Here is a 21,551-nt window from a genome sequence, read left to right as displayed (position 1 = left end):
AAGGTTTGTTGCGTTCTTTACATACACAAGAAGAGGGAGGGCAAGTTGATTGCTATGGGATCCTTATTCAGTCGCCAGCCCGCACCTTTGCTAGGCATCGACATCAGTTCTTCGAGCGCCAAGCTCGTTGAGCTGTCTCGTGCCAGGTCGGGCGAACTGTTGCTGGAGCGCTGTGCCATCGAGCCGCTGGAGCGGGGATGGATTACGGATGGCAACATCGAAAAGTTCGACGAAGTGGCAGAGGCTGTACGGCGGCTGGTCAAAAAAAGCGGCACGCGGACCAAGAACGTGGCCATGGCATTGCCTGCTTCGGCCGTGATCACCAAGAAGATTTCGCTGCCCGACGGCATGAGCGAGCAGGAACTGGAGGTCCAGGTCGAATCCGAGGCCAATCAGTACATTCCTTTTTCGCTCGACGAAGTGAGTCTAGACTTCTGTGTCATAGGCCCGTCATCGAATTCGCCTGGCGACGTGGATGTGCTCATTGCCGCCTCCCGCCGCGAGAAGGTGCAGGACCGCCAGGGCCTGGCCGAGGCGGCCGGCCTCAAGCCGATGGTCATCGACATCGAGCCCCATGCCTCCCGCATGGCCGCCGGACGGTTGATCGAGCGCCTGCCCAATCAGGGCAACAACGCTTTGGTGGCGCTGTTCGAGGTAGGCGCCATGACGACCAGCATGCAGATCCTGCGTGACGACGAGGTGCTGTACGACCGTGACCAGGCCTTTGGCGGCGCCCAGCTGACGCAGCTGATCGCGCGCCAATATGGTTTTTCCCTCGAAGAGGCCGAGTCCAAGAAGCGCAACGGCGAACTGCCGGAGGACTACGCTTCCGCCGTGCTCAAGCCCTTCGTGCAGAGCATGACGCAGGAAGTGTCGCGCGCACTGCAGTTCTTTTTCACCAGCACGCCCCACAACCGCATAGACCACATCCTGCTGGCTGGCGGCTCGGCACCGCTTTCCGGCCTGTCCGAGGCCATCACGCAGCAGACCGGATTCGCCTGCAGCCTTGCCAATCCCTTCGATGGCATGGAAGTCGGCAGCGGCGTGCGCCTCAAGCGCATGTCGCGCGAGGCCCCCGCCTACCTGACCGCCTGCGGTCTGGCCATGCGGAGGTTTGTGTCGTGATCCTGATCAATCTGCTTCCTCACAGAGAAGCCACACGCAAGCGACGCAAGGAAGCATTCCAGGCCACCATGGTCCTTTCGGCCCTGATAGGGCTTTTGATCATTGGTGCTGTCTACTGGTGGTACCAGATGATGATCGAAGCCCAGCAGGCAAAGAACAGCATGCTGCGCGCCGAGATCACGGTGCTGGAGTCCCAGATCAAGGAAATCGCCGGGCTGGAGGATGAGATCACTGCCCTGCGTGCACGTCAGAAGGCCGTGGAAGACCTGCAGTCCGATCGCAATCTGCCGGTGCACATGCTCAATGAGCTGGTGTCCCAGCTGCCCGATGGCGTCTACATCACCAGCATCAAGCAGGAAGGTCTGGCCGTGACCATGCAGGGCACGGCGCAGTCCAATGAGCGGGTGTCCGAGATGCTGCGCAATCTATCCGAGGGAACGCCCTGGATCTCCAAGCCGGAACTGGTGGAGATCGTGGCCAAGACGGTCAACGTCACGCCCAAGGACCAGCGCCGTGCTGCAGCGTTCAATCTGCGCTTCCAGCTCACGCGCGCCAGCGTTGCGGAGAAAGGCCTTCCGACGGCGGCCAACCCAGGAAAGTCCCAGTGATGGCCAAGAAGAAAAAGAACGACATCGACTTCTCCGCACTGCAGGAGAACATCCAGCGCCAATTCCGTGGTCTTGATCCCAATGATCCTTCGCGGTGGCCCTTGCTGCCGCGTTTTCTGTTGTGCGTTGCCATTGCGTTGGGCGTCGCCGCCTTGCTCTGGTACGTACTGATCAAGGACTATGAGGACACGCTGGAGCAGGAGCGCAACACCGAAGTCACGCTGCGCCAGGACTTCAGCCAGAAGCTGTCCAAGGCGGTCAGCCTGGATGGCCTGAAGAAGCAGCGTGAACAGGTCCAGCAATATGTGACACAGCTGGAAAAGCAGTTGCCCAGCAAGGCGGAAATGGCTGCGCTGCTCTCGGACATCAACCAGGCCGGACTGGGGCGCAGCCTGCAGTTTGAAACGTTCCGCCCCGGGGCGATGGTGGTCAAGGAGTACTACGCCGAGCTGCCCATTGCTTTGAAGGTCACAGGACGCTTTCATGACATCGGTTCATTCGCTTCCGACGTGGCCTACCTGTCGCGCATCGTGACCTTGAACAACTTGTCGATTGTCCCTGTGGGCAAGGACGGAAGCGAGGTCCTGAGCATGGAGGCGACGGCGCGAACCTTCCGCTATCTGGATGCCGATGAAGTGCAGGCGCAGCGCGCGGCTGCCGGGAAGGGCAAGAAGAAATGAGACACATGCGCTGCAGCGTCTTGCTTATGTTGTCTGCCTGTTTGGCCGTCTCGGGCTGCACTTCTTCTGATCAAGAGGAGCTGCAAACCTGGATGGCTCAGGAGAAAGCCAATGCAAAGCCTCGGGTCAAGCCTTTGGAAGAGCCCAAAGCGTTTACGCCCCAAGCCTACCTGGGGGCTGATGGCATGGACCCCTTCAATCCCTTGAAACTGATGCAGGTGCTGCGCAAGGAATCGGCCCAGACCAATGCGAATACCAGCCTGATTGCCGCAGAACTCAACCGCCGCAAGGAGCCGCTGGAAGCAGAACCCCTGGATGCAATGACCATGGTGGGCAGCCTGGACAAGAAGGGTGTGCCCACGGCCTTGATCAGAGTCGGAACATTGCTGTATCAGGTCCGTGCAGGAAATTACCTGGGCCAGAACTACGGAAAGATCACCCGGATCACGGAGACTTCCATCCAGTTGCGGGAAATCGTCCAGGATGGCAGCGGCGACTGGATAGAAAGAAATAGCACACTGGAGTTGCAGGAGGGAAGGAAATGATGGGTACACATCGCAGCATGTCTCACAAAGCTCGCTGGGGAATCGCCTTGGGCGGTTGGTTGCTGGGCTCCTTTGCATGGGCGCAGTCCGCGATAGAGTCGGTCTCCGGTTCCATCCAGGGGGGCACGGAGGTGGTGCGCATCGAGCTTTCCGAAGCGCTGGCTGCGGACCCGACCGGATTTGCGATCCAGTCCCCTGCAAGGATCGCGCTGGATTTTCCAGGCGCAACCAATGCGACAGGCAAATCGATGGTCGAGCTCAACCAGGGCAACCTGCGTTCCATCAATATCGTGGAAGCCTCGGGCCGTTCCCGGCTGGTGCTGAATTTGAAATCGGCGACTTCCTACCGCACTGAACGCCAAGGCAAGGCGTTGCTGATCCTGCTGGATCCTGTGTCCGTGTCTGCTGCGGTGAAGCCTTCTGCGCAGCAAGGTGTGTTTGAAGCCAAGGCAGCCATCGGTAGCGATGTCCAACCCATTCGGGATGTTGATTTCCGTCGCGGCAGCGATGGCTCGGGCCGCATCGTCGTGGGATTGAGCAATAGCCAGGTCGGCGTGGACCTGCGCCGCGAAGGCAAGGAACTGGTCGTCGATTTTCTGCGTTCCTCCCTGCCTGAAGGCTTGCGCCGCAAGCTGGATGTTGCGGATTTCGGAACACCGGTGCAGACAATCTCCTCGGTGCAGCAGGGGGAATCGGTGCGCATGCGTATCGCTCCCGTCGGCGACTGGGAGCACAGCGCCTACCAAAGCGACAGCCAGTTTGTGATCGAGGTCCGCCAGAAAAAGGTGGATGTGAGCAAGCTCACGCAGGGCCCCGGCTACAGCGGTGAAAAGCTGTCCCTGAATTTCCAGAACATCGAAGTGCGGTCCCTGCTGCAGGTGATTGCCGACTTCACGAACTTCAACATCGTGACCTCGGACACGGTTTCCGGGGCGTTGACCCTGCGTCTGAAGGATGTTCCCTGGGACCAGGCGCTGCAGATCATCATGGATGCCAAGGGCCTGGGCATGCGCAAGTCGGGCTCGGTGCTCTGGATTGCGCCCAAGGATGAGATCGATGCGCGCACCAAGCGTGACTATGAAGCCGCGATGGAAATCCAGAAACTGGAGCCGCTGCGTACCCAGGGCTTTCAGCTGAACTATGCGAAGGCGGCCGATATTCTTCAGCAGATCAGCGCAAGTAGGGGGGGCGGTGGGGCTGGCGGAACCTCCACCAGATTTCTGTCCGAGCGCGGATCTGCGATTTCGGAGCCCCGAACCAACCAGTTGTTCGTGACCGACACAGCCACGAAACTGGAAGAGATGAAGGTGTTGCTGGCGACACTGGACGTACCTGTTCGCCAAGTGCTGATCGAAGCTCGCATCGTTGAAGCACGTGACACATTTGGCCGTGCATTGGGCGTCCGTCTAGGCGGCGGGGATTTGCGGGCTCAGCGCGGTGGCGATGGAGGGTACAGCATTGGTGGGGATAACCGCGTGGCCATCGGTACTGGATTTGACAATGCCAATGCTTCCGCTGGCGCAAGCGGGCAGGCTGTGAATACCTCGGGAAGTTTTGTCAATCTGCCTGGGAAGCTGTCAAACGTGGCGAACTCCGGGACGTTTGCCATGTCTATTTTCAATGCGGCTGCAAATCGATTCCTGACCCTTGAGCTTTCTGCCATGGAGTCCGATGGCCAGGGAAAGATCATTTCCAGCCCGAGGTTGGTAACGGCTGATCAAACCAAGGCATTGATTGAGCAGGGTACTGAGTACCCCTACTCTGTGACTGCGCCTAACGGTGCGACGACCATTGCTTTCAAAAAGGCTGTTCTGAAACTGGAGGTGACGCCTCAAATCACTCCCGAAGGCGATATCATTCTGGACCTCGATGTCAACAAGGATTCACGTGGTGAGAGCACGTTGCAAGGCGTTGCCATCGATACCAAGCATGTGCGTACCCAGGTTCTCGTCCAGAATGGTGGAACTGTAGTGATCGGCGGTATCTTCGAGATGGAGGAGACCAATACGGAAAACAAGATTCCGCTATTGGGCGATGTCCCTGTTCTGGGGCATCTTTTCAAAAGTCGCGTGAGAGAGTCCCAGAAGCGGGAAATGCTGGTATTTATTACACCGAAGATGTTGGCTGACATCAGAAGTGCTCGTTGAATGTAGTTGGAGATAGATAATCATGCAAAAAATCATGTTCGGTGCCATGCTGGCACTCGGTCTGGCCGGGTGTGGTGGTGGTGGTGGGAGTGCTGGTGAGACAAATCAGCCGTATACCATTTCGCTGCGCGCAGATAAGACGCAGCTTCCGGTGAATCTTGGAAATGCCGGCCCTGATATTGGTGCTGATGCGGCGTATACGACAACAATGTATGTCGAGGCTCGTCAAGGAAATATGCCTATTCCTGGGGGGGATGGCATTTTTCAATGCGCCGTGACTGCAGGTCTTGATTCGGCGGTTCTGTATTATCTGGATGGGACGGATAAAAAAGACGATAAAGGAAATATCTCAGCCAGTCGTTCCATTGTGCTGGGCTCCAACTCTGGTAGTGCCACTTTCCACTTGCACGCAATCGACAAGGCTGGTGTAGCAAGCGTGACTTGCACGGTGACCGATCCCCGCGATAAGCGCCAGGTGAGTGCTGTGACCAGTGTTAATGTCGGTGGCGCTGCGCAGGGCATTCCTGCCAGCACGCTGGCCGTGACCCAGACGCCTGGCTATCTGGGATCCCGCGACAACCTCTCCAATCTGCGAAATAACGTAGCACTGGAAGTGAAGGTGGTCGACGACCGCAATCAACCGGTCACTGGTACCAGCCCCAATGTGCAGGTTCGGATTTTGCCCAGCTCGGCTTATGAAGGTGCGCGCCTGATCTCTGGATCCAAGGCTGGCTCTTCGTTGCAAGTCAATTCGCTCAACGGCATCGCACAGCTGTCGCTTTCCAGTGGCCCCGATAGCGGCGCCATCGTGCTGGAAACGACCGTGGACCGCCGGGACAATGATGTCAGCAATGGCATTCAGGATCCCATCAGGGCCTATACCGTTGTGGGTGTCTACCATGAGATCGCCAAGACGCCTCTCGCCCTGCCTGATGGCTTGAGCATCACGGGTGTCAAGGACCAGCCTCTGGTGTATGGCTTTGCCGCGACAGGTGGTATCCCCCCTTATCGTTGGTCGACACTGGGTGGTGTTCCTGACGGAATGCGTTTGAACAGCGATGGCGTGCTTTCCGGTACACCGACGGTGGTCGGAACCTTCAACATGCTGGTGCGTGTGCAGGACGCACAGGGCACCGTGGTCGACAAGACCGTGACAGTGACCATCGCAGCTAAGGCAGCGCTGGCGTTCACCGCCCCTAGCATCTCTGGCGTCCGCGATGTGGCGCTGGCCTACGCGCTGTCGGCAACCGGCGGCACGGCCCCCTACAAGTGGGCAAGCCTGGGCGGCACTCCCGAGGGGCTGTCGTTGTCCAGCGACGGCATCCTGTCTGGCACGCCTACGGCGGATGGCACGTTCAACATGATCGTGCGCGTCACAGATTCCGATAGCACTGAAATCACGAGGAACTTGACCATCACCATCGCCAAGCCAGCAACGACGCCCACGACGCCGTAGACGCCATTGCCGTGCGGCATGGGAGATAATTTCGGTTTCCCATGGCCCGTGCGGTAACAGCAAATGGATGTTTCAGGCTTGGTAACCCGGGTGGCCCTGATCGGCCTGCCCGGCTCCGGCAAATCGACCATAGGGCGCCAGTTGGCGCGCCTGTGGTCGATGCGTTTTGTGGATTCGGACCATGTGATCGAGCAGCGCCTGGGCTGCAGCATCCGGGAGTTTTTCGAGCGTGAGGGCGAGCAGGCTTTTCGCGACATGGAGTCGCAGGTCATTGATGAGCTGTCGGCCTCCACATCCAGCCTGCTGTTGTCCACGGGCGGCGGCGTGGTGCTGCGCGAGCAAAACCGCCGCCATCTGCATGAGCGCACCCAGGTCTTCTACCTGGATTGCACGCCAGAGGACATCGCCGCGCGGCTGCGCAACGATGTGACGCGGCCCTTGCTGCAGGTGGAGGATCCGGCGTTGCGCCTGCGCGAGTTGCTGCTGCAGCGCGAGCCCCTGTATCTGGAGACGGCGCACTTCGTGATCCAGACATCCGGCCTGTCTGTGGCGCAGGCCGCCCAGCGCATACGCATGCAGGCGGAACTGGCCTGAACGCTGCCCGCTGGAACACCAAAGGCCTCGGCACTTGCCGGGGCCTTTTTCTTTAAGATCGGCAGTTGCCGGGCGCGCTGCCGTGTCGCGGAAACCTTTTCATTCTTTCTCCCCTGGAGCGACATCATCTTGCCCCACGCCTCCTCCTCGCCTGCTGCCCAGGTCGTGACCATTGACCTGGGTGAGCGCTCCTATCCGATTGCCATCGGCACCGGCCTGCTGGACCAGGCAGCCACCTATGCCGCGCTGCCTTCTGCGGCACAGGCCGTCATCGTCAGCAACGATGTGGTCGCACCGCTCTATGAGCCCGCACTGCGCCGCGTGCTGGAGCAGCGCTACCGCAGCGTGCGGACCGTGGTGCTGCCCGATGGCGAGGCCCACAAGGACTGGCAGACGCTGAATCTGATCTTCGATGACCTGCTGTCCGGTGGTTGCGACCGCAAGACCGTGCTGTTCGCGCTGGGCGGCGGCGTCATCGGCGACATGACGGGCTTTGCTGCCGCCAGCTACATGCGCGGCGTGCCCTTCGTGCAAGTGCCCACCACGCTGTTGTCGCAGGTGGACTCGTCGGTGGGCGGCAAGACCGCCATCAACCATCCGCTGGGCAAGAACATGATCGGCGCCTTCTACCAGCCGCAGCTGGTGGTTTGCGATCTGGCTTCGCTGGACACGCTGCCCGTGCGCGAGCTGAGCGCCGGCCTGGCCGAGGTCATCAAGTACGGGCCCATCGCCGACATGGACTTCCTGGCCTGGCTGGAGGAGAACATGGACGCCTTGCTTGGCCGCGACCGCACTGCACTGGCGCACGCGATCAAGCGCAGCGTGGAGATCAAGGCCTGGGTGGTGGGGCAGGACGAGAAAGAGGCCGGATTGCGCGCCATTCTCAATTTCGGCCACACCTTCGGGCATGCGATCGAAGCCGGCATGGGCTACGGCAACTGGCTGCACGGCGAAGGCGTGGGCGCAGGCATGGTCATGGCGGCCGAGCTGTCGCAGCGCCTTGGCCTGGTGGATGCCGCCTTTGTGCAAAGGCTGCGCGTGCTGATCGAACGTGCGGGCCTGCCGGTGCGCGGCGCCGTGCTGGATGCGCGTGACAACGCTGGCCGCTATCTGGAACTGATGCGCGTGGACAAGAAGTCCGAGGCGGGCGAGATCCGCTTCGTTCTCATTGACGGGCCCGGCAAGGCCATCATGCGTTCGGCCCCCGACGCAATGGTGCGCGAGGTCATCAACGCCTGCTGCGCCTGATCCGCAGCGCAGGGGGCAAGCAGGAACTGCTAGAGTGGCCTCGTCAGCATGATGAGGCGATCGAATGCAGAAACAGGCCCTGGCCCCCTATGCCTGCAACCCGGCGTTCAGCCGGGGGCGGCGTTTCCCGGAGGCGCCTGCGCCCACGCGCAGCGACTTCCAGCGCGACCGGGACCGCATCGTCCATTCCTCGGCCTTCCGGCGCCTGGTCTACAAGACTCAGGTCTTCGTCAACCATGAGGGCGACCTGTTCCGCACCCGCCTGACGCACTCGCTGGAAGTGGCCCAGCTGGGCCGCTCGGTCGCCCGGTCCCTGCAGCTCGACGAGGATCTGGTCGAAGCCATCTGCCTGGCCCACGACCTGGGCCACACCCCCTTCGGCCATGCGGGCCAGGATGCGCTCAATGCCTGCATGCAGCCGCATGGCGGCTTCGAGCACAACCTGCAAAGCCTGCGCGTGGTGGACCGGCTGGAAGAGCGCTATCCAGCCTTTGACGGCCTGAACCTGAGCTTCGAGACGCGCGAGGGCGTTCTCAAGCATTGCTCGCGCACCAATGCCGAGCACCTGGAGGCGCGCGAGCCCGGCGGGGTGGCGCAGCGTTTTCTGCTGGGCCGGCAGCCTTCGCTGGAGGCCCAGCTGTGCAATCTGGCCGATGCCATTGCCTACAACGCCCATGACGTGGACGATGGCGTGCGCTCCGGCCTGATCACCATGGCCCAGCTGCGCGAGGCCGTTCCTTTGTTCGCGCGCTATCACGATGCAACGCTGGCCGAGCATCCCCAGCTGGGCATGCCTTTGGCCGAGCGGCGCCTGCTGTACGAAAGCATCCGCCGCATGCTCAGCGATCAGGTCTATGACGTGATCGCCGCCACGCAGCAGCGCATTTCGCAGGCGCGGCCCTGTTCGGTGGACGAGGTGCGCGCCCAGCCTGGCCCTCTGGTGGGCTTCAGCGATACCATGAGGCAGCAGTCGCAGCAGCTCAAGCAGTTCCTGTTCCGCAATCTCTACCGCCATGAGCAGGTGGTGAAGACCATGGAAGGCGCGCAGCAGGTGGTGGCCGAGCTGTTTGCGGCCTACATGGTCGAGCCCGATCGCATGAAGCCGCGCTTCGTGCAGCGGGCCACACTGGCCGAGGACGTATCGGCGCGTGCGCGGGTGGTGGCCGACTTCATCGCCGGGATGACGGACCGCTACGCGGCCCGTGAGCATGAGCTGCTGACGGGCCTGCGCCTGCTGGGCTGAGAAATCCGAGCAACGGCGTCGCCGGGGCGGCGCGGCTAGAATGCGGACCCTGCGTGACAGGGCAGGGAAGGGTTCCTGGACGGTTTCGCAATGTCTGGGGGCGCAGTGCCCCCGTTCGCATTTTTGAAGGGCACAGCCATGACCGATACCAACCACGAGATTCGCGCGGCCGAGTTTCCGCCTGTCACCGTGATCGAGGATACGGTGCACTGGCTCGAAAAGGCCGTGATCGGCCTGAACCTGTGCCCCTTCGCCAAGGGCGTGCACATCAAGGGCCAGATCCACTACACGGTCAGCCAGGCCACCGACGCCGAAGGCGTGGCGGCAGACCTGCACCGCGAGCTGGAAGCCCTGGCCGAGGCCTCCCCGGACAAGCGCGACACCACGCTGCTGATCCTGCCGCACGCATTGCAGGACTTCCTGGACTTCAACGACTTTCTCGAAGTGGCCGACGCCATGGTCGAGGAGCTGGACCTGGGCGGCATACTGCAGGTGGCCTCGTTCCACCCGCAGTTCCAGTTCGAGGGCACCGAAGCCGACGACGTCACCAACTGCACCAACCGCTCTCCCTATCCCACGCTGCACCTGCTGCGCGAGGACAGCATAGACAAGGCGGTCGAGGTGTTCCCCGAAGCCGAATCCATCTACGAGCGCAACATGGAGACGCTGGAGAAGATCGGCATCGAAGGCTGGCTGGACCTGGGTGTGGGCGCGCGCTGCCCTATGGCGCACGCAGCCAAGCCGGGCGCTGCCGAATGAAGGCGCGCCAGGGCAAGCCTGCCGCAAAGCCCGAGCAGGATGTGACCGCGCAGCTGGGCCTCAAGCCCGGCCAGTCCATTGAACTGCTCAAGGCACTGCACATCCTCACGCGCGAAGGCAAGATCAACCAGGATTCGCGCCGCAAGCTCAAGCAGGTCTACCACCTCTACCAGTTCATCGCGCCCATCCTCGAAGAACTGTCGGCCGACGGCCATGCGGTCACCCTGGCCGACCACGGCGCCGGCAAGTCCTACCTGGGATTCATCCTCTACGACCTGTATTTCAAGCCGCTGGGGCGCGGCCATATCTACGGCATAGAAACGCGCGCGCCGCTGGTGGAGGCTTCGCAGAAGCTGGCTGCCGAGCTGGGCTTCGAGCGCATGGGCTTTCTGAACATGTCGGTGGCCGAGTCCACGCATGCCGACTTCATGCCTGCGCAATTCGACGTGGTCACGGCCCTGCACGCCTGCGACACCGCCACCGACGACGCCATCGCCTTCGGCCTGGAGAAGAAGGCCAAGGCCATGGTGCTGGTGCCCTGCTGCCAGGCCGAGGTCGCAGCCTGCCTGCGCCAGACCAAGGCGCTGAGCCTGACGCGCACGCCGCTGGCCGAACTGTGGCGCCATCCCATACACACCCGCGAAATGGGCAGCCAGCTCACCAACGTGCTGCGCTGCCTGTACCTGGAGGCCTGCGGCTACCAGGTCACCGTGACAGAGCTGGTGGGCTGGGAGCACAGCATGAAAAACGAACTGATCATTGCGCGCTACACGGGGCAGAAAAAGCGCAGTGCGGTCGAGCGGCTCCGTGCCCTGCTGGCGCAGTTCGGGCTGGAGCAGACGCTGGCGCACCGCTATCCGAGGCTGGAAATCGTGTGAGCCTGTCCAACTTATTGGCGGTTGGTCGTCAGAATTTTTAGGGTAGCGAGCTGCTTTCGATTTGTTTGGTTGATTGTTCTTGAGAATAATGGCGGGGGAGGAGGCTGGGCCTATGACCCAGCGTTTCGTTATTCCATTCAATCTCAAGAAAACATGCTGAAGTATTCTGTTTGTCTCGCGCTATTGCTCTCCGCCTGTGGTGGTGGGTCGGGCTCTCCTGCTCCAACTACGCCCACGGACCCGACTCCTGATCCGGGCAGCGGCGAGATTGCATTCTCTTTCGAGCAGCCTGACATTGCTGTGCTTGAAGGGGAGTCGACGCAGGTGGTGGTCAAGGCCAAGTCTTCCAAAATCATTGCAGATCCTCTGAACGTTTTGGTGCAGTCCACCTCGGCCTTCGCTGAGGATGCGGTGGCACAAATCGGCGGCACGGCTGAGTTTCAGCTCCATCTGGAGACGTCACGGGGGTTGCCAGCGGGCAAGCATGAGGGCGTGCTGAAAATCTCGCTGTGCAAGGACGAGCCCCGTTCTTGCAAATCTCCTTATCCGGGGTCTCCGTGGGCGCTGTCCTACCAGATCGAAGTTGTTTCAAATACGCCGAATTTGAAGCCGCTGGCGGACCTCCCAGGGGCTGTTGCTTGGTCCGGTCTGCGTGCGAATGCTCAGCGCACCGCATATTTGGCGACCACCTCTGTGATGGATCCTGCGAAGTTTTCTCTGCGTTGGCGCCAGCAAGGGCAATATCAGGAGCCACTGATTGCCGCTCGCGGCAGGCTGTATAGCAAGCTCAGAGTACTGGACGAGAACGATGGCGCGTTGCTGTGGCAGGGGCCTGCCACAGCGGATACTCCTGTAATCAGCCAAGGCAAAGTGTTTGCCCATGTTCAGGATGGCAACGGAGGCAGCACGTTGAGTGCATTTGATGCGGAGAATGGGGATTTGCTCGCTCGCCTTGGTGAGCCGGGTGCGCGCCCCTTGAGTGACCAACTGCTGAGTGACGATGCGTTCATCTACCAGGGCAGCCGTCGCAAATTCGCGATGGCAACCGGGGTGCAGCAATGGGCTGCGCCTGCTATTGCATCGGTCGAGTTCTTCACCCCGTCCATGGCTGCGGGTCGCATCCATGTTTTGGATGGCGAGAACTTGCATATTGTGAGTACGGTAGACGGCAGCAAGTTGGTGAGCCTTGCCACGCAGGAAAGCAAGGGAGCCAGCCGGCCATTCACCACTGTTGCAGATGGCTCTGAAAGGGTTCTGGCATCGCATTTCAACTATGCAGGTTCATCGCTGAGCAGCTTCTCGGTTACGCAGGGAAAGAAACTCTGGTCGGTTCTCTCCGGCTTTCGCAGCACTCCTGCGCTCGCTGATGCAACGGTCTATGTTGTCAACGCGCCTCGGAATGACTATGGGACGGCAGCCTTGGAAGCCAGGTCTTCTGTGACCGGCGAACTGTTGTGGTCAACACCTCTGCCAGATGCGCCATTTTTTCCAACAGCCGAGCCGGTCTATGAGGTTATCGTCGTCGGTGACTTGGTTTTCGTGTCATCCAATCGCCAGAGTGGTTCGGCAACCTACGCAATCAGCCGTACGAGTCATGCGATCAACTGGCGCTTCCCCGTCAATGGAAATCTCATGGCGTCCGACAAGGGCATCCTGTATATCGGTCGTCCCGCGGACGGCGGCTTGTTTGCTGTCAATCTTCAATGAAATCCTCAAAGAGGGGCGCGTCGTCCCTCTTTGCTAGCTCCACTTCGTCTGGGGTCACTGCGCGGGTTGACCGGCAGTCTTCACTGCCTGATACCAGGCAATTCCCTCCCCGTCGATGCTGCGCTGCACCTGCCCCGCATGCATCAAATGATTCAGGCAGGCCAGGCTTTCGCCCGTGGCCATGCCCAGCAGGGCGGGGCTGGATTCGCTGATCGGGCGTGAGAAGAGGGCGCCGAAGACATCGACGGCGCGACGCGGCTCGGCCAGGGCGGCCAGCAGCCGGTCGCTGGCACGCTCCTGGCCTGCCACCAGCGAATCGATGCGCGCATGCAGGCCGCGAAAGCAATCGCCGTGCGCGGGCAGGACGAGCACATCGTCGGGCACTTCGCGCCTGACCTTTTCCAGAGACTCCATCCAGTCGGCCATGGGGTTGGCGTCGGGTTCCATGGGGTGGACCGAGACGTTGGACGAGATGCGCGGCAGCACCTGGTCGCCCGAGATCAGCAGCTTGAGATCGGGGCAGTACAGGCTGGCGTGCTCGGGCGAGTGGCCGCTGCCGACCACCACGCGCCACAGGTGTTTTCCTATGCGCAGTTCCTCTCCATCGTGCAGGCGGCGGTAGCTGTCGGGCAGGGCATGGATGTGCTTGCCGAAGTTGCCGAAGCGGGCGCGGTAGGACTCCAGTGCGCTGTCGCTCCAGCCTGCGCGGCGGTAGAAGGCGATGGCGTCGGGCGGGGCCTCGCGGCTGCAGTCCGAGACCACGACGCGGCAGTTGAGGTACTCCAGGCGCGTCATGTACAGGGGCACATGGAACTTGCGCGTCAGCCATCCGGCCAGGCCCACATGGTCGGGGTGCATGTGGGTGACGAAGACGCGCGTCAGCGAGCGGCCATCGGTGGATTGGGAGAACAGCGCGCGCCAGGTGGCCACGCCTTCGTCGGTGCGCGCACCCGTATCGACGAGGGCCCAGCCCTGGCCGTCATCGATGGCCCAGAGATTGATGTGGTCCAGCGCATAGGGCAGGGGCATGCGCAGCCAGAGCACGCCGGGCGCCACCTCCAGCGTCTGCCCGTGCTGCGGCGGCGCCTCGAACGGGTAGTCGAGCACCGGCCTGGGCGGCGCTTCCGGGGCCTGCGAGGCGATCGGGTCTTGGGCTGTCTGGTTCATGGGGTTCCTTGTTCCGTCGCTGGGCTGGCCGCAATGCTATCCGGCCCTCAGCGCCTTGCCTGCAACGATACGCCTGCCGGCCTGGGCTGACTGTCACTGGCTCGTCACGGGCTGTTCCTACAGTGCACAAATCAATCAACAGGGGGAGGGCGCGGCCTTGCCGCGGGGTCCCCTGCCTACAGAGGGATATCCGCATGAAACTGAAGATGTTGTGCAGCGCGCTGGCCGGTGCGTCGCTGCTGTTGAGCGCCTGTGGCGGCAGCGATGGATCGTCCGCTGCCACCCCGACCAAGAACGTGCTGTTCTTCCTGGGTGACGGCATGGGCATCACCACCATGACCGCCGCGCGCATCTACAGCGTGGGCGAAGACGGTGAGCTGACCATGGACAAGCTGCCCGAGACGGCCTTCGTCCACACCTTCTCGAACGACGCCCAGGTGACGGACAGCGCACCCTCGATGGCCGCCTACATGACCGGCGTGAAGATGAACAACGAAGTCATCTCCATGACGCCCGACACCAAGGCCACGGATGCCAGCGGCAAGGCCTATCACACCAACTACGACAGCACCTGCCCCAGCGGCAACGGCCAGGCCGTTCCCACGCTGCTCGAGCAGATGAAGTCCGCCGGCTACGGCACGGGCGTGGTCTCCACCGCGCGCATCACGCATGCCACGCCAGCAGCCACCTATTCGCACGTCTGCCACCGCGATGCGGAGAACACCATTGCCGCGGCCCTGGTGCCTGGCGGATCCGGCTACAACAGCAAGCTCGGCGACGGCGTGGACGTGATCCTGGGCGGTGGCTCGTACTACTTCACGCCCAAGGCCGACGGCGGCCGCCGCAACGACAGCCGCAACCTGATCGCCGAGTTCAAGACGCAAAAGTACAGCTACGCCGCCAACAAGAGCGAGTTCGACAAGCTGCCCGTGGACGGCAGCAAGATCGCCGGCCTGTTCACCAAGGACCACATGGCCTATGACCTGGACCGCGACGCGACCAAGGAACCGAGCCTGGCCGAGATGACGGGCAAGGCCATCGACGCGCTGTCGGCCAAGAAGAAGGGCTTCTTCCTGATGGTGGAAGGCGGCCGCATCGACCATGCGCTGCACGCCACCAACGCGCGCCGCGCGCTGCAGGATACCGTGGCCTTCGACAACGCCATCCAGACCGCGCTGGACAAGATGGCCAAGCTCGATCCGGGCCTGAAGAACACGCTGATCGTCGTCACAGCCGACCATGACCACACGCTGCACCTGAACGGCTATGCCGCGCGCACCGGCAAGACCGAGGCCGGCAAGCCCGGCGTGCTGGGCCTGGTCAAGAACTACGTGGACGGCAAGGCCTCCACCGATGTGGACGGCAATCCCTACACCATCCTGGGCTTCGGCAACGGTCCCAAGCGCCTGGCCACGCGGGGTCCCATCGACGCGGCCACGCTGGAGAGCCCCGACTACCTGCAGGAGGCCGTGGTGCCCCTGGCCTCCGAAACCCACGGCGGCGGCGACGTGTTCCTGGGGGCTCAAGGCATGGGTGCCGATACGTTCTCGGGCGTGATCGACAACACGGCCGTGTTCAACCTGATCAAGAAGAGCATCGGCTTGCAATGAAACACCCCCTGAGCGACTGCGTCGCTTCCCCCTCTCTCGCTTCGCGGGAGGGGGACGACGCCCTCGCTGCGGGGCGGCCCTTGCTCGGCGTCCGCCGCCTGGGCCACGCCGGTTTCATGCGGTCCTAGCACGCTGTACGACCGGGGTCTTGTACCGCAATCAAGGCATTCAAAGTATTCAAGGAATTCCACATGCATCCGATCCTCCAAAAGACCTCCCTCGCCCTGGCGGCGGCCGGCGCGCTGGCGCTGCTGGCGCCTGCAGCCCATGCGGCTGGCGAGGCCAAGAACGTCATCTTCTTCCTCGGCGACGGCATGGGCCCGGTCACCGTGACCGCCGCGCGCATCTACAAGGGTGAAAAGCAGCTGGCCGAAAAGGCCGGCTCCCTGGCCAGCAGCGAACGCGCCACGCTGACCATGCAGTCCCTGCCCTACGCCAGCCGCATCAAGACCTTCTCGCGCGATGGCCAGACCACGGACAGCGCGCCCTCGATGGCCGCCTACATGACCGGCGTGAAGATGAACAACGAAGTCATCTCCATGTCGGCCGAGACCATGGCCTACGCGGCCAACGGCCAGCAGTACATCAACGGCGAGGACACCACCTGCCCGGCCGGCAACGGCCAGCCCGCGCAGACCCTGCTGGAGCTGTCCAAGGCCAAGGGCCGCGCCGTGGGCGCCATCTCCACCACGCGCGTGGGCCATGCCACGCCTGCGGCCACCTATGCCCATATCTGCAACCGCAATGGCTACAACAGCATTGCCGAGCAGTCCGTGCCCGGGCATGCCAACTACAACGCCAGGCTGGGCGACGGCATCGACGTGCTCATGGGTGGCGGCCAGCGCAACTACCTGCCCAAGTCGGTCAACCCCAGCAGCAAGCGCACGGACACGGCCAACCTCGTGGACATGATGAAGGCCAAGGGCTACGCCTATGTCGCCAAGGGCAGCGAGCTGGCGGCCCTGGACGCGACCAAGGCGCCCAAGCTGCTGGGCCTGTTCACGCAAAGCGAAATGGCCTACGAGCTGGATCGCGTCAAGCAAAGGCTGGACGAGCCCAGCCTGTCCGACATGACCGGCAAGGCGCTGGATGTGCTCAGCCGCAATGACAAGGGCTTCTTCCTGATGGTGGAAGGCGGCCGCATCGACCACGCACTGCACGGCACCAATGCCAAGCGCGCGCTGGAAGACACGCTGGCCTTCGACCGCGCCATCGAGACCGCCATGGCCTACATGGAAAAGAAGGATCCGGGCCTGAAGAACACGCTGATCGTCGTCACCGCCGATCACGACCACAACATGGTGTTCAACGGCTACTCCAGGATCGGCAACCCCATCCTGGGCAAGGTGCAGGACTACCAGAGCGGCCAGATGGCCAAGGCCCAGGACGGCAAGCCCTACACCACGCTGGCCTTCGGCAATGGCGGACGTCCCAACGCCACGGCCTCCAGCCAGGTCAATGCCGAAGATGGCAACAAGCCCTGGATCGCGCCCACTCGCGGCGCGGAGCGCCAGGACCTCAGCGGCGTGGACACCACGGACGACAACTACCTGCAGGAGGTGGGCCTGAACCTGGGCACGCCGGGCTCCGAGACCCATGGCGGCGGCGACGTGATGCTGTTCGCCGGCGGCGCGGGCGCCAGGATCTTCAAGGGCACGATGGACAACACCAAGGTGTTCTCCAAGGTCCGCGAAGCCGCTGGCCTGTAATTGTTTTCTCCTTCGTTGGCTGCTTGCCAACCCCTGGCCGGAGCCGTGGCGCATGCGTGTGCCCGGCCCCGGTTTTTTCGCATTGGCTGGATTCCATGACGCTCTCCCTTCCGGCGCCGCGCGCGGCGCGCCACATCTACGCGGCCGTGCTGCTGGCCTGTTCCGTCTCCGCAGCATGGGCCGCCGAGCCGGCCAAGGCGGCGGCATCCGCACCCACGGCCGCAGTCCCTGCGGATTCCGTGGCGCGCACCACGGCCGCCGTGCAGGCCACGCCTGAAGCCGACCTGCGCATCACCTATGAAGCCATGAGCGTGGGCAGCGACGGCGTGCAGCGCAGCAGCGTCTATACCAACCGCGTCTACCGCCGCAAGGCCCAGCTGTGGATAGAGCGGGAAATGCCCGCCGCCCTGCGCCAGAGCCAGGAGCACGGCCATGACCAGGCCCACGGCCCGCACGCCGGCCACGCCCATGACGAAGCCCGCGCCGCACCCCTGTCCATCCGCCGCGCCGATGACGGCAAGGTGGGCGTGGAAGTCATCCTGGCCAAGCTGCGCCGCGTCATCAGCGTGGACCTGGCCCACCACGGCAACGTGGGCTACGGCGGCTCCTTCGACAACGTGTACTGGATCGTGCCTCCCACCGCGCTGCAGGGCATGGAGCGCGTGGGCAAGCCGCACAACGGCGTGCAGCGCTACCGCGGCAAGGCAGGCGAGCAGACCACTGTCATCGACTGGGACGTGGCCAACCAGTTCGCCCGCCGCGTGGAGCGCAGCGACTCCCACGGCACCGAGCGCATCGTCGTCACCGCCACCAAGCTGCCCGCACCGCTGGCCCAGCCCTGGAAGGCCATCGAAGGCTACGACAAGGGTGACTACTCCGACTTGCTGGATTGAACCCCAGCCCCCAACGCAAAAGAGCTGCCCGAAGGCAGCTCTTTTTTCATTCCAACGCTCAAGCGCACGGCGCAGGAAACCGGCGCAGCCTAAAGCGGGAGACACCGAGGAAGGGCCTGGGCCGGCCGCGCCGCCCCGCACCGAGGGTGTCGTCCCCCTCAGGGGGAAGCCGCGCAGCGGCTCAGGGGGAGGCCAGTTACACCTGTGCTCCGGAGTCTTTTACGACCTTGCTCCACTTCGTCGATTCGGCCTTGATGTAGGCGAGGAATTCGGCCGGCGTGTCGATCACGACATCACCGCCTTGGTCGTTGATCTTCTTGACCACGGCCGGGTCCTTGAGCACCTTGGCAATGGCCGTGTACAGGCGCTGCTGCACGGCGGCGGGCGTCTTGGCCTGGGTCCACAGGCCGAACCAGGAGGTGGCCTCGTAGCCGGGCACGCCAGCTTCGGCCACGGTGGGCACATCGGGCAGTTCGGGCGAGCGCTTGGCCGTGGTCACGGCGATGGGACGCAGCTTGCCCGAGCGCACATGCTGGATGGCCGAGGGCATGTTGTCGAACATGATGGCGATCTGGTTGCCCAGCAGGTCGGTGATGGCCGGGGCGCTGCCCTTGTAGGGCACGTGCACCATGTCCAGGCCCGTCATGGAGCGGAACAGCTCGCCCGACAGGTGGATGGAGCTGCCGCTGCCCGAGGAGCCGTAGTTCAGCTTGCCGGGGTTGGCACGCGCATAGGCGATCATTTCCTTGACGGTCTTGAACGGCTGGCTGGGGTGGGCTACCAGCAGGTTGGGCACGTTGGCCACGCGCGTCAGGGGCGAGAAGTCCTTGATGGGGTCGAAGCCGGGCTTGGCGTAGAGCGCGGCATTGATGGCATGCGTGCCCACGGTGCCCATGAACAGCGTGTAGCCGTCGGCCGGCGCACGTGCGGCGGCCACGGCGCCGATGTTGCCGCCCGCGCCGGGCTTGTTGTCCACGATCACGGTCTGGCCCAGCTCCTGCTGCAGCGCCTGGGCGACGATGCGCGCCAGGATGTCGGTGGTGCCGCCAGCGGCGAAGGGCACGAGGATGGTGATGGGCTTGCTGGGGAAGCCGTCCTGGGCCAGGGCGGCGGTGCCGGACAGGGCGCCGAGCGCGGTCAGGGATGCGGCGGCCAGCGCCTGCAGGCCACGGCGGCGGGTGAAACGGGTGGTTTGATCAAACATCGAGAGGTCTCCTGATTCGGCAATAAGGTGGATGGCCGGGCCCGGCAACGCCGGGCTGGGCCAGGGCAATGCCCTGTGTGGCGCCCGCCTGTGCAGGCGGGCGCTTCCAGTGGTTCTTCTTGAAGGGGGTTGTGCCTGGGAAGGCGTTCGGTCAGGCGTTCGGTTAAACGGTCGGTCAGACGGGCGCCACGCCCAGCGTGGTGCCGCCGCAGATGTAGAGCACCTGGCCGGTGACGAAGCCGTTGTCGGGCGACAGGAAGAACAGCGCGGCGCGCGCCACGTCTTCCGGTGTGCCCATGCGGCCCACGGCAATGCTGTTGAGGATGCGCTGGGTCTGCGGCGCGCCTTCGGGGTTGCTCTTGGTGAACAGCTCGGTGGCGATGGGGCCGGGGCCCAGGGCATTGACCGTGATGCGATCGCGGCCCAGCTCCATCGCCAGGGTGCGCGTCAGGCCGATCAGGCCGGCCTTGGTCGCCGAGTAGACGATGCGGTCGGGCTTGCCCAGCGCGGCGCGCGAGGACATGTTCACGATGCGGCCCTCGCCGCAGGCACGCAGCGTGGGCAGGAAAGCCTGCACCAGCAGCATGGGCGCGCGCAGGTGCAGTCCCACCACATCGTCCAGATGCTGGGTGCTGGCGTTGTCGATGGTGCCGGGACGCGTGGCGCCCGCGTTGTTGACCAGGGCCACCACGTTGTGCGCGGCGGCAATGCGGGCCGCCGCCTCGGCGGTGGCCTGCTCGCTGGTCAGGTCGGCCTGGTAGCTCACCAGCAGCGGATGGCTCCAGTCGGGCAGCACATAGTCGAGGTTGACCACGGCGCGGCCCTGGGCCAGCAGGGCCTCGGCGATGGCGCGGCCGATGCCGTTGCTGGCGCCGCTGACCACGGTGACGGGTGTCTTGTTGTCCACGGTGCTCATCGCTGTCTCAGACCTTTTCCAGGATCACGGCAATGCCCTGGCCCACGCCGATGCACATGGTGCACAGCGCGTAGCGGCCGCCCAGCGTGTGCAGCTGGTTCAAGGCCGTGGTAGCCAGGCGGGCACCGGAGGCGCCCAGCGGATGGCCCAGCGCAATGGCGCCGCCCCATTGGTTGACGCGGCGGTCGTCGTCGGCAATGCCCAGATCGCGCAGCACGGCCAGGCCCTGCGCGGCGAAGGCTTCGTTCAGCTCGATCACGTCCATCTGCTCCAGCGTCAGGCCGGTCAGGGCCAGCACCTTGCGCACGGCGGGCGCGGGGCCGAAGCCCATGATGCGCGGTGCCACGCCGGCCACGGCCATGCCGACCACGCGGGCGCGCGGCACCAGGTTGTATTGCCTGGCGGCTTCCTCGTTGGCCAGCAGCAGGGCGCAGGCGCCGTCGTTCACGCCGCTGGCATTGCCGGCCGTCACCGTGCCATCCGGGCGCACCACGCCCTTGAGCTTGGCCAGCGCCTCGATGGTGGTGGCGCGCGGATGTTCGTCCTGGCTCACCACGATGGCGTCGCCCTTTTTCTGGGCAATGGACACGGACACGATTTCCTTGGCCAGGTAGCCGGCCGCGATGGCGGCGGCCGCCTTTTGCTGGCTGGCCAGGGCCATGCGGTCCTGGGCTTCGCGCTCGATCTTGAAGTCGTCGGCCACGTTCTCGGCCGTCTCGGGCATGGAGTCCACGCCGTACTGCTGCTTCATCAGCTTGTTGACGAAGCGCCAGCCGATGGTGGTGTCATAGACGGCGTTGCTGCGGCTGAAGGCGCTTTCGGCCTTGGGCATGACGAAGGGCGCACGGCTCATGCTTTCCACGCCGCCCGCGATCATCAGGCGGGCCTCACCCGCCTTGATGGCGCGCGCGGCCGTGCCCACGGCGTCCAGGCCCGAACCGCACAGGCGGTTGATGGTGGCGCCCGGCACATCGATGGGCAGGCCGGCCAGCAGGGCGGACATGCGTGCCACGTTGCGGTTGTCTTCGCCGGCCTGGTTGGCGCAGCCGTAGAGCACGTCGG

19 protein-coding genes are annotated in these 21,551 nt (G+C 63.5%); 15 read left to right on the top strand and 4 right to left on the bottom strand.

Translation table 11 applies throughout. The features are described from left to right. The first annotated feature begins 45 nt into the window (after positions 1-45). The 12 genes from AC5I49_RS27875 to AC5I49_RS27820 all read left to right on the top strand — a co-directional run bounded on the left by AC5I49_RS27875 (position 46) and on the right by AC5I49_RS27820 (position 12,990). Entirely contained in the window at positions 46-1,125 is a 1,080-nt protein-coding gene (locus AC5I49_RS27875) for a pilus assembly protein PilM (RefSeq protein WP_026062715.1), read from the top strand. Continuing rightward, complete coding sequence (locus AC5I49_RS27870) at positions 1,122-1,733, top strand: PilN domain-containing protein (protein WP_043789993.1); 612 nt, start codon at positions 1,122-1,124, stop codon at positions 1,731-1,733. Before AC5I49_RS27875 ends, AC5I49_RS27870 begins: the two co-directional genes overlap by 4 nt. Continuing rightward, positions 1,733-2,413 (top strand): type IV pilus inner membrane component PilO, encoded by a 681-nt coding sequence (locus AC5I49_RS27865; protein ID WP_209670972.1) that lies wholly within the window; start codon positions 1,733-1,735, stop codon positions 2,411-2,413. The genes AC5I49_RS27870 and AC5I49_RS27865 overlap by 1 nt, the downstream gene beginning before the upstream one ends. Further along, positions 2,410-2,958 carry a pilus assembly protein PilP gene (locus tag AC5I49_RS27860; RefSeq protein ID WP_209670970.1) on the top strand — a complete coding sequence of 183 codons (549 nt, stop codon included), beginning with the start codon at positions 2,410-2,412 and terminating at the stop codon, positions 2,956-2,958. Before AC5I49_RS27865 ends, AC5I49_RS27860 begins: the two co-directional genes overlap by 4 nt. After that, positions 2,955-5,105 carry a type IV pilus secretin PilQ family protein gene (locus AC5I49_RS27855; RefSeq protein WP_209670968.1) on the top strand — a complete coding sequence of 717 codons (2,151 nt, stop codon included), beginning with the start codon at positions 2,955-2,957 and terminating at the stop codon, positions 5,103-5,105. Before AC5I49_RS27860 ends, AC5I49_RS27855 begins: the two co-directional genes overlap by 4 nt. Before the next feature lie 22 nt (positions 5,106-5,127). Continuing rightward, positions 5,128-6,561 carry an Ig domain-containing protein gene (locus tag AC5I49_RS27850; RefSeq protein WP_495790187.1) on the top strand — a complete coding sequence of 478 codons (1,434 nt, stop codon included), beginning with the start codon at positions 5,128-5,130 and terminating at the stop codon, positions 6,559-6,561. A 63-nt stretch (positions 6,562-6,624) separates the two neighbouring features. After that, positions 6,625-7,155: a shikimate kinase gene (locus AC5I49_RS27845; protein WP_016445543.1), complete on the top strand. Its 531-nt coding sequence runs from the start codon at positions 6,625-6,627 to the stop codon at positions 7,153-7,155. A gap of 129 nt (positions 7,156-7,284) precedes the next feature. Then, a complete protein-coding gene (gene aroB / locus AC5I49_RS27840) occupies positions 7,285-8,403 on the top strand; it encodes a 3-dehydroquinate synthase (protein ID WP_495790186.1) in 1,119 nt (372 codons plus the stop codon). Between the two features lie 64 nt (positions 8,404-8,467). Beyond that, on the top strand, positions 8,468-9,646 hold the full coding sequence (locus AC5I49_RS27835; RefSeq protein ID WP_495790185.1) for a deoxyguanosinetriphosphate triphosphohydrolase: 1,179 nt from the start codon (positions 8,468-8,470) through the stop codon (positions 9,644-9,646). Between the two features lie 138 nt (positions 9,647-9,784). Next, positions 9,785-10,405, top strand: coding sequence for a DUF1415 domain-containing protein (locus AC5I49_RS27830; RefSeq protein WP_016445546.1), 621 nt, complete (start codon positions 9,785-9,787; stop codon positions 10,403-10,405). Next, positions 10,402-11,283, top strand: a complete 882-nt coding sequence (locus tag AC5I49_RS27825) for a class I SAM-dependent methyltransferase (RefSeq protein ID WP_392406293.1) — start codon at positions 10,402-10,404, stop codon at positions 11,281-11,283. The genes AC5I49_RS27830 and AC5I49_RS27825 overlap by 4 nt, the downstream gene beginning before the upstream one ends. Positions 11,284-11,436: 153 nt before the next feature. Next, the gene (locus AC5I49_RS27820) at positions 11,437-12,990 is read left to right on the top strand and encodes an outer membrane protein assembly factor BamB family protein (protein ID WP_080945260.1); all 1,554 of its coding nucleotides are present in this window, start codon (positions 11,437-11,439) and stop codon (positions 12,988-12,990) included. Positions 12,991-13,044: 54 nt separating this feature from the next. Here the strand turns inward: AC5I49_RS27820 and AC5I49_RS27815 are convergent, their stop codons facing one another. Then, complete coding sequence (locus AC5I49_RS27815; protein ID WP_495790184.1) at positions 13,045-14,157, bottom strand: MBL fold metallo-hydrolase; 1,113 nt, start codon at positions 14,155-14,157, stop codon at positions 13,045-13,047. A 194-nt stretch (positions 14,158-14,351) separates the two neighbouring features. Between AC5I49_RS27815 and AC5I49_RS27810 the strand changes: the two genes are divergently transcribed. The 3 genes from AC5I49_RS27810 to AC5I49_RS27800 all read left to right on the top strand — a co-directional run bounded on the left by AC5I49_RS27810 (position 14,352) and on the right by AC5I49_RS27800 (position 18,369). Then, positions 14,352-15,767, top strand: coding sequence for an alkaline phosphatase (locus tag AC5I49_RS27810; protein WP_043789997.1), 1,416 nt, complete (start codon positions 14,352-14,354; stop codon positions 15,765-15,767). A gap of 191 nt (positions 15,768-15,958) precedes the next feature. Next, positions 15,959-17,476: an alkaline phosphatase gene (locus AC5I49_RS27805; RefSeq protein ID WP_016445550.1), complete on the top strand. Its 1,518-nt coding sequence runs from the start codon at positions 15,959-15,961 to the stop codon at positions 17,474-17,476. Between the two features lie 95 nt (positions 17,477-17,571). After that, entirely contained in the window at positions 17,572-18,369 is a 798-nt protein-coding gene (locus AC5I49_RS27800) for a hypothetical protein (protein ID WP_495790183.1), read from the top strand. A 196-nt stretch (positions 18,370-18,565) separates the two neighbouring features. Here AC5I49_RS27800 and AC5I49_RS27795 read toward each other — a convergent pair whose 3' ends face one another. The 3 genes from AC5I49_RS27795 to pcaF form a co-directional block, all read right to left on the bottom strand. Continuing rightward, positions 18,566-19,573: a Bug family tripartite tricarboxylate transporter substrate binding protein gene (locus AC5I49_RS27795; RefSeq protein ID WP_017407531.1), complete on the bottom strand. Its 1,008-nt coding sequence runs from the start codon at positions 19,571-19,573 to the stop codon at positions 18,566-18,568. Positions 19,574-19,748: 175 nt separating this feature from the next. Then, a complete protein-coding gene (locus AC5I49_RS27790; protein WP_016450985.1) occupies positions 19,749-20,489 on the bottom strand; it encodes an SDR family NAD(P)-dependent oxidoreductase in 741 nt (246 codons plus the stop codon). 7 nt (positions 20,490-20,496) lie between these two features. Continuing rightward, a partial coding sequence (gene pcaF / locus AC5I49_RS27785; protein ID WP_495790182.1) for a 3-oxoadipyl-CoA thiolase occupies positions 20,497-21,551 on the bottom strand: 1,055 nt, incomplete at its 5' end.

Source organism: Delftia sp., assembly GCF_059499305.1.
Note: the sequence above shows the minus strand (reverse complement) of the source record. Positions and strands in the feature narration are given on the sequence as shown.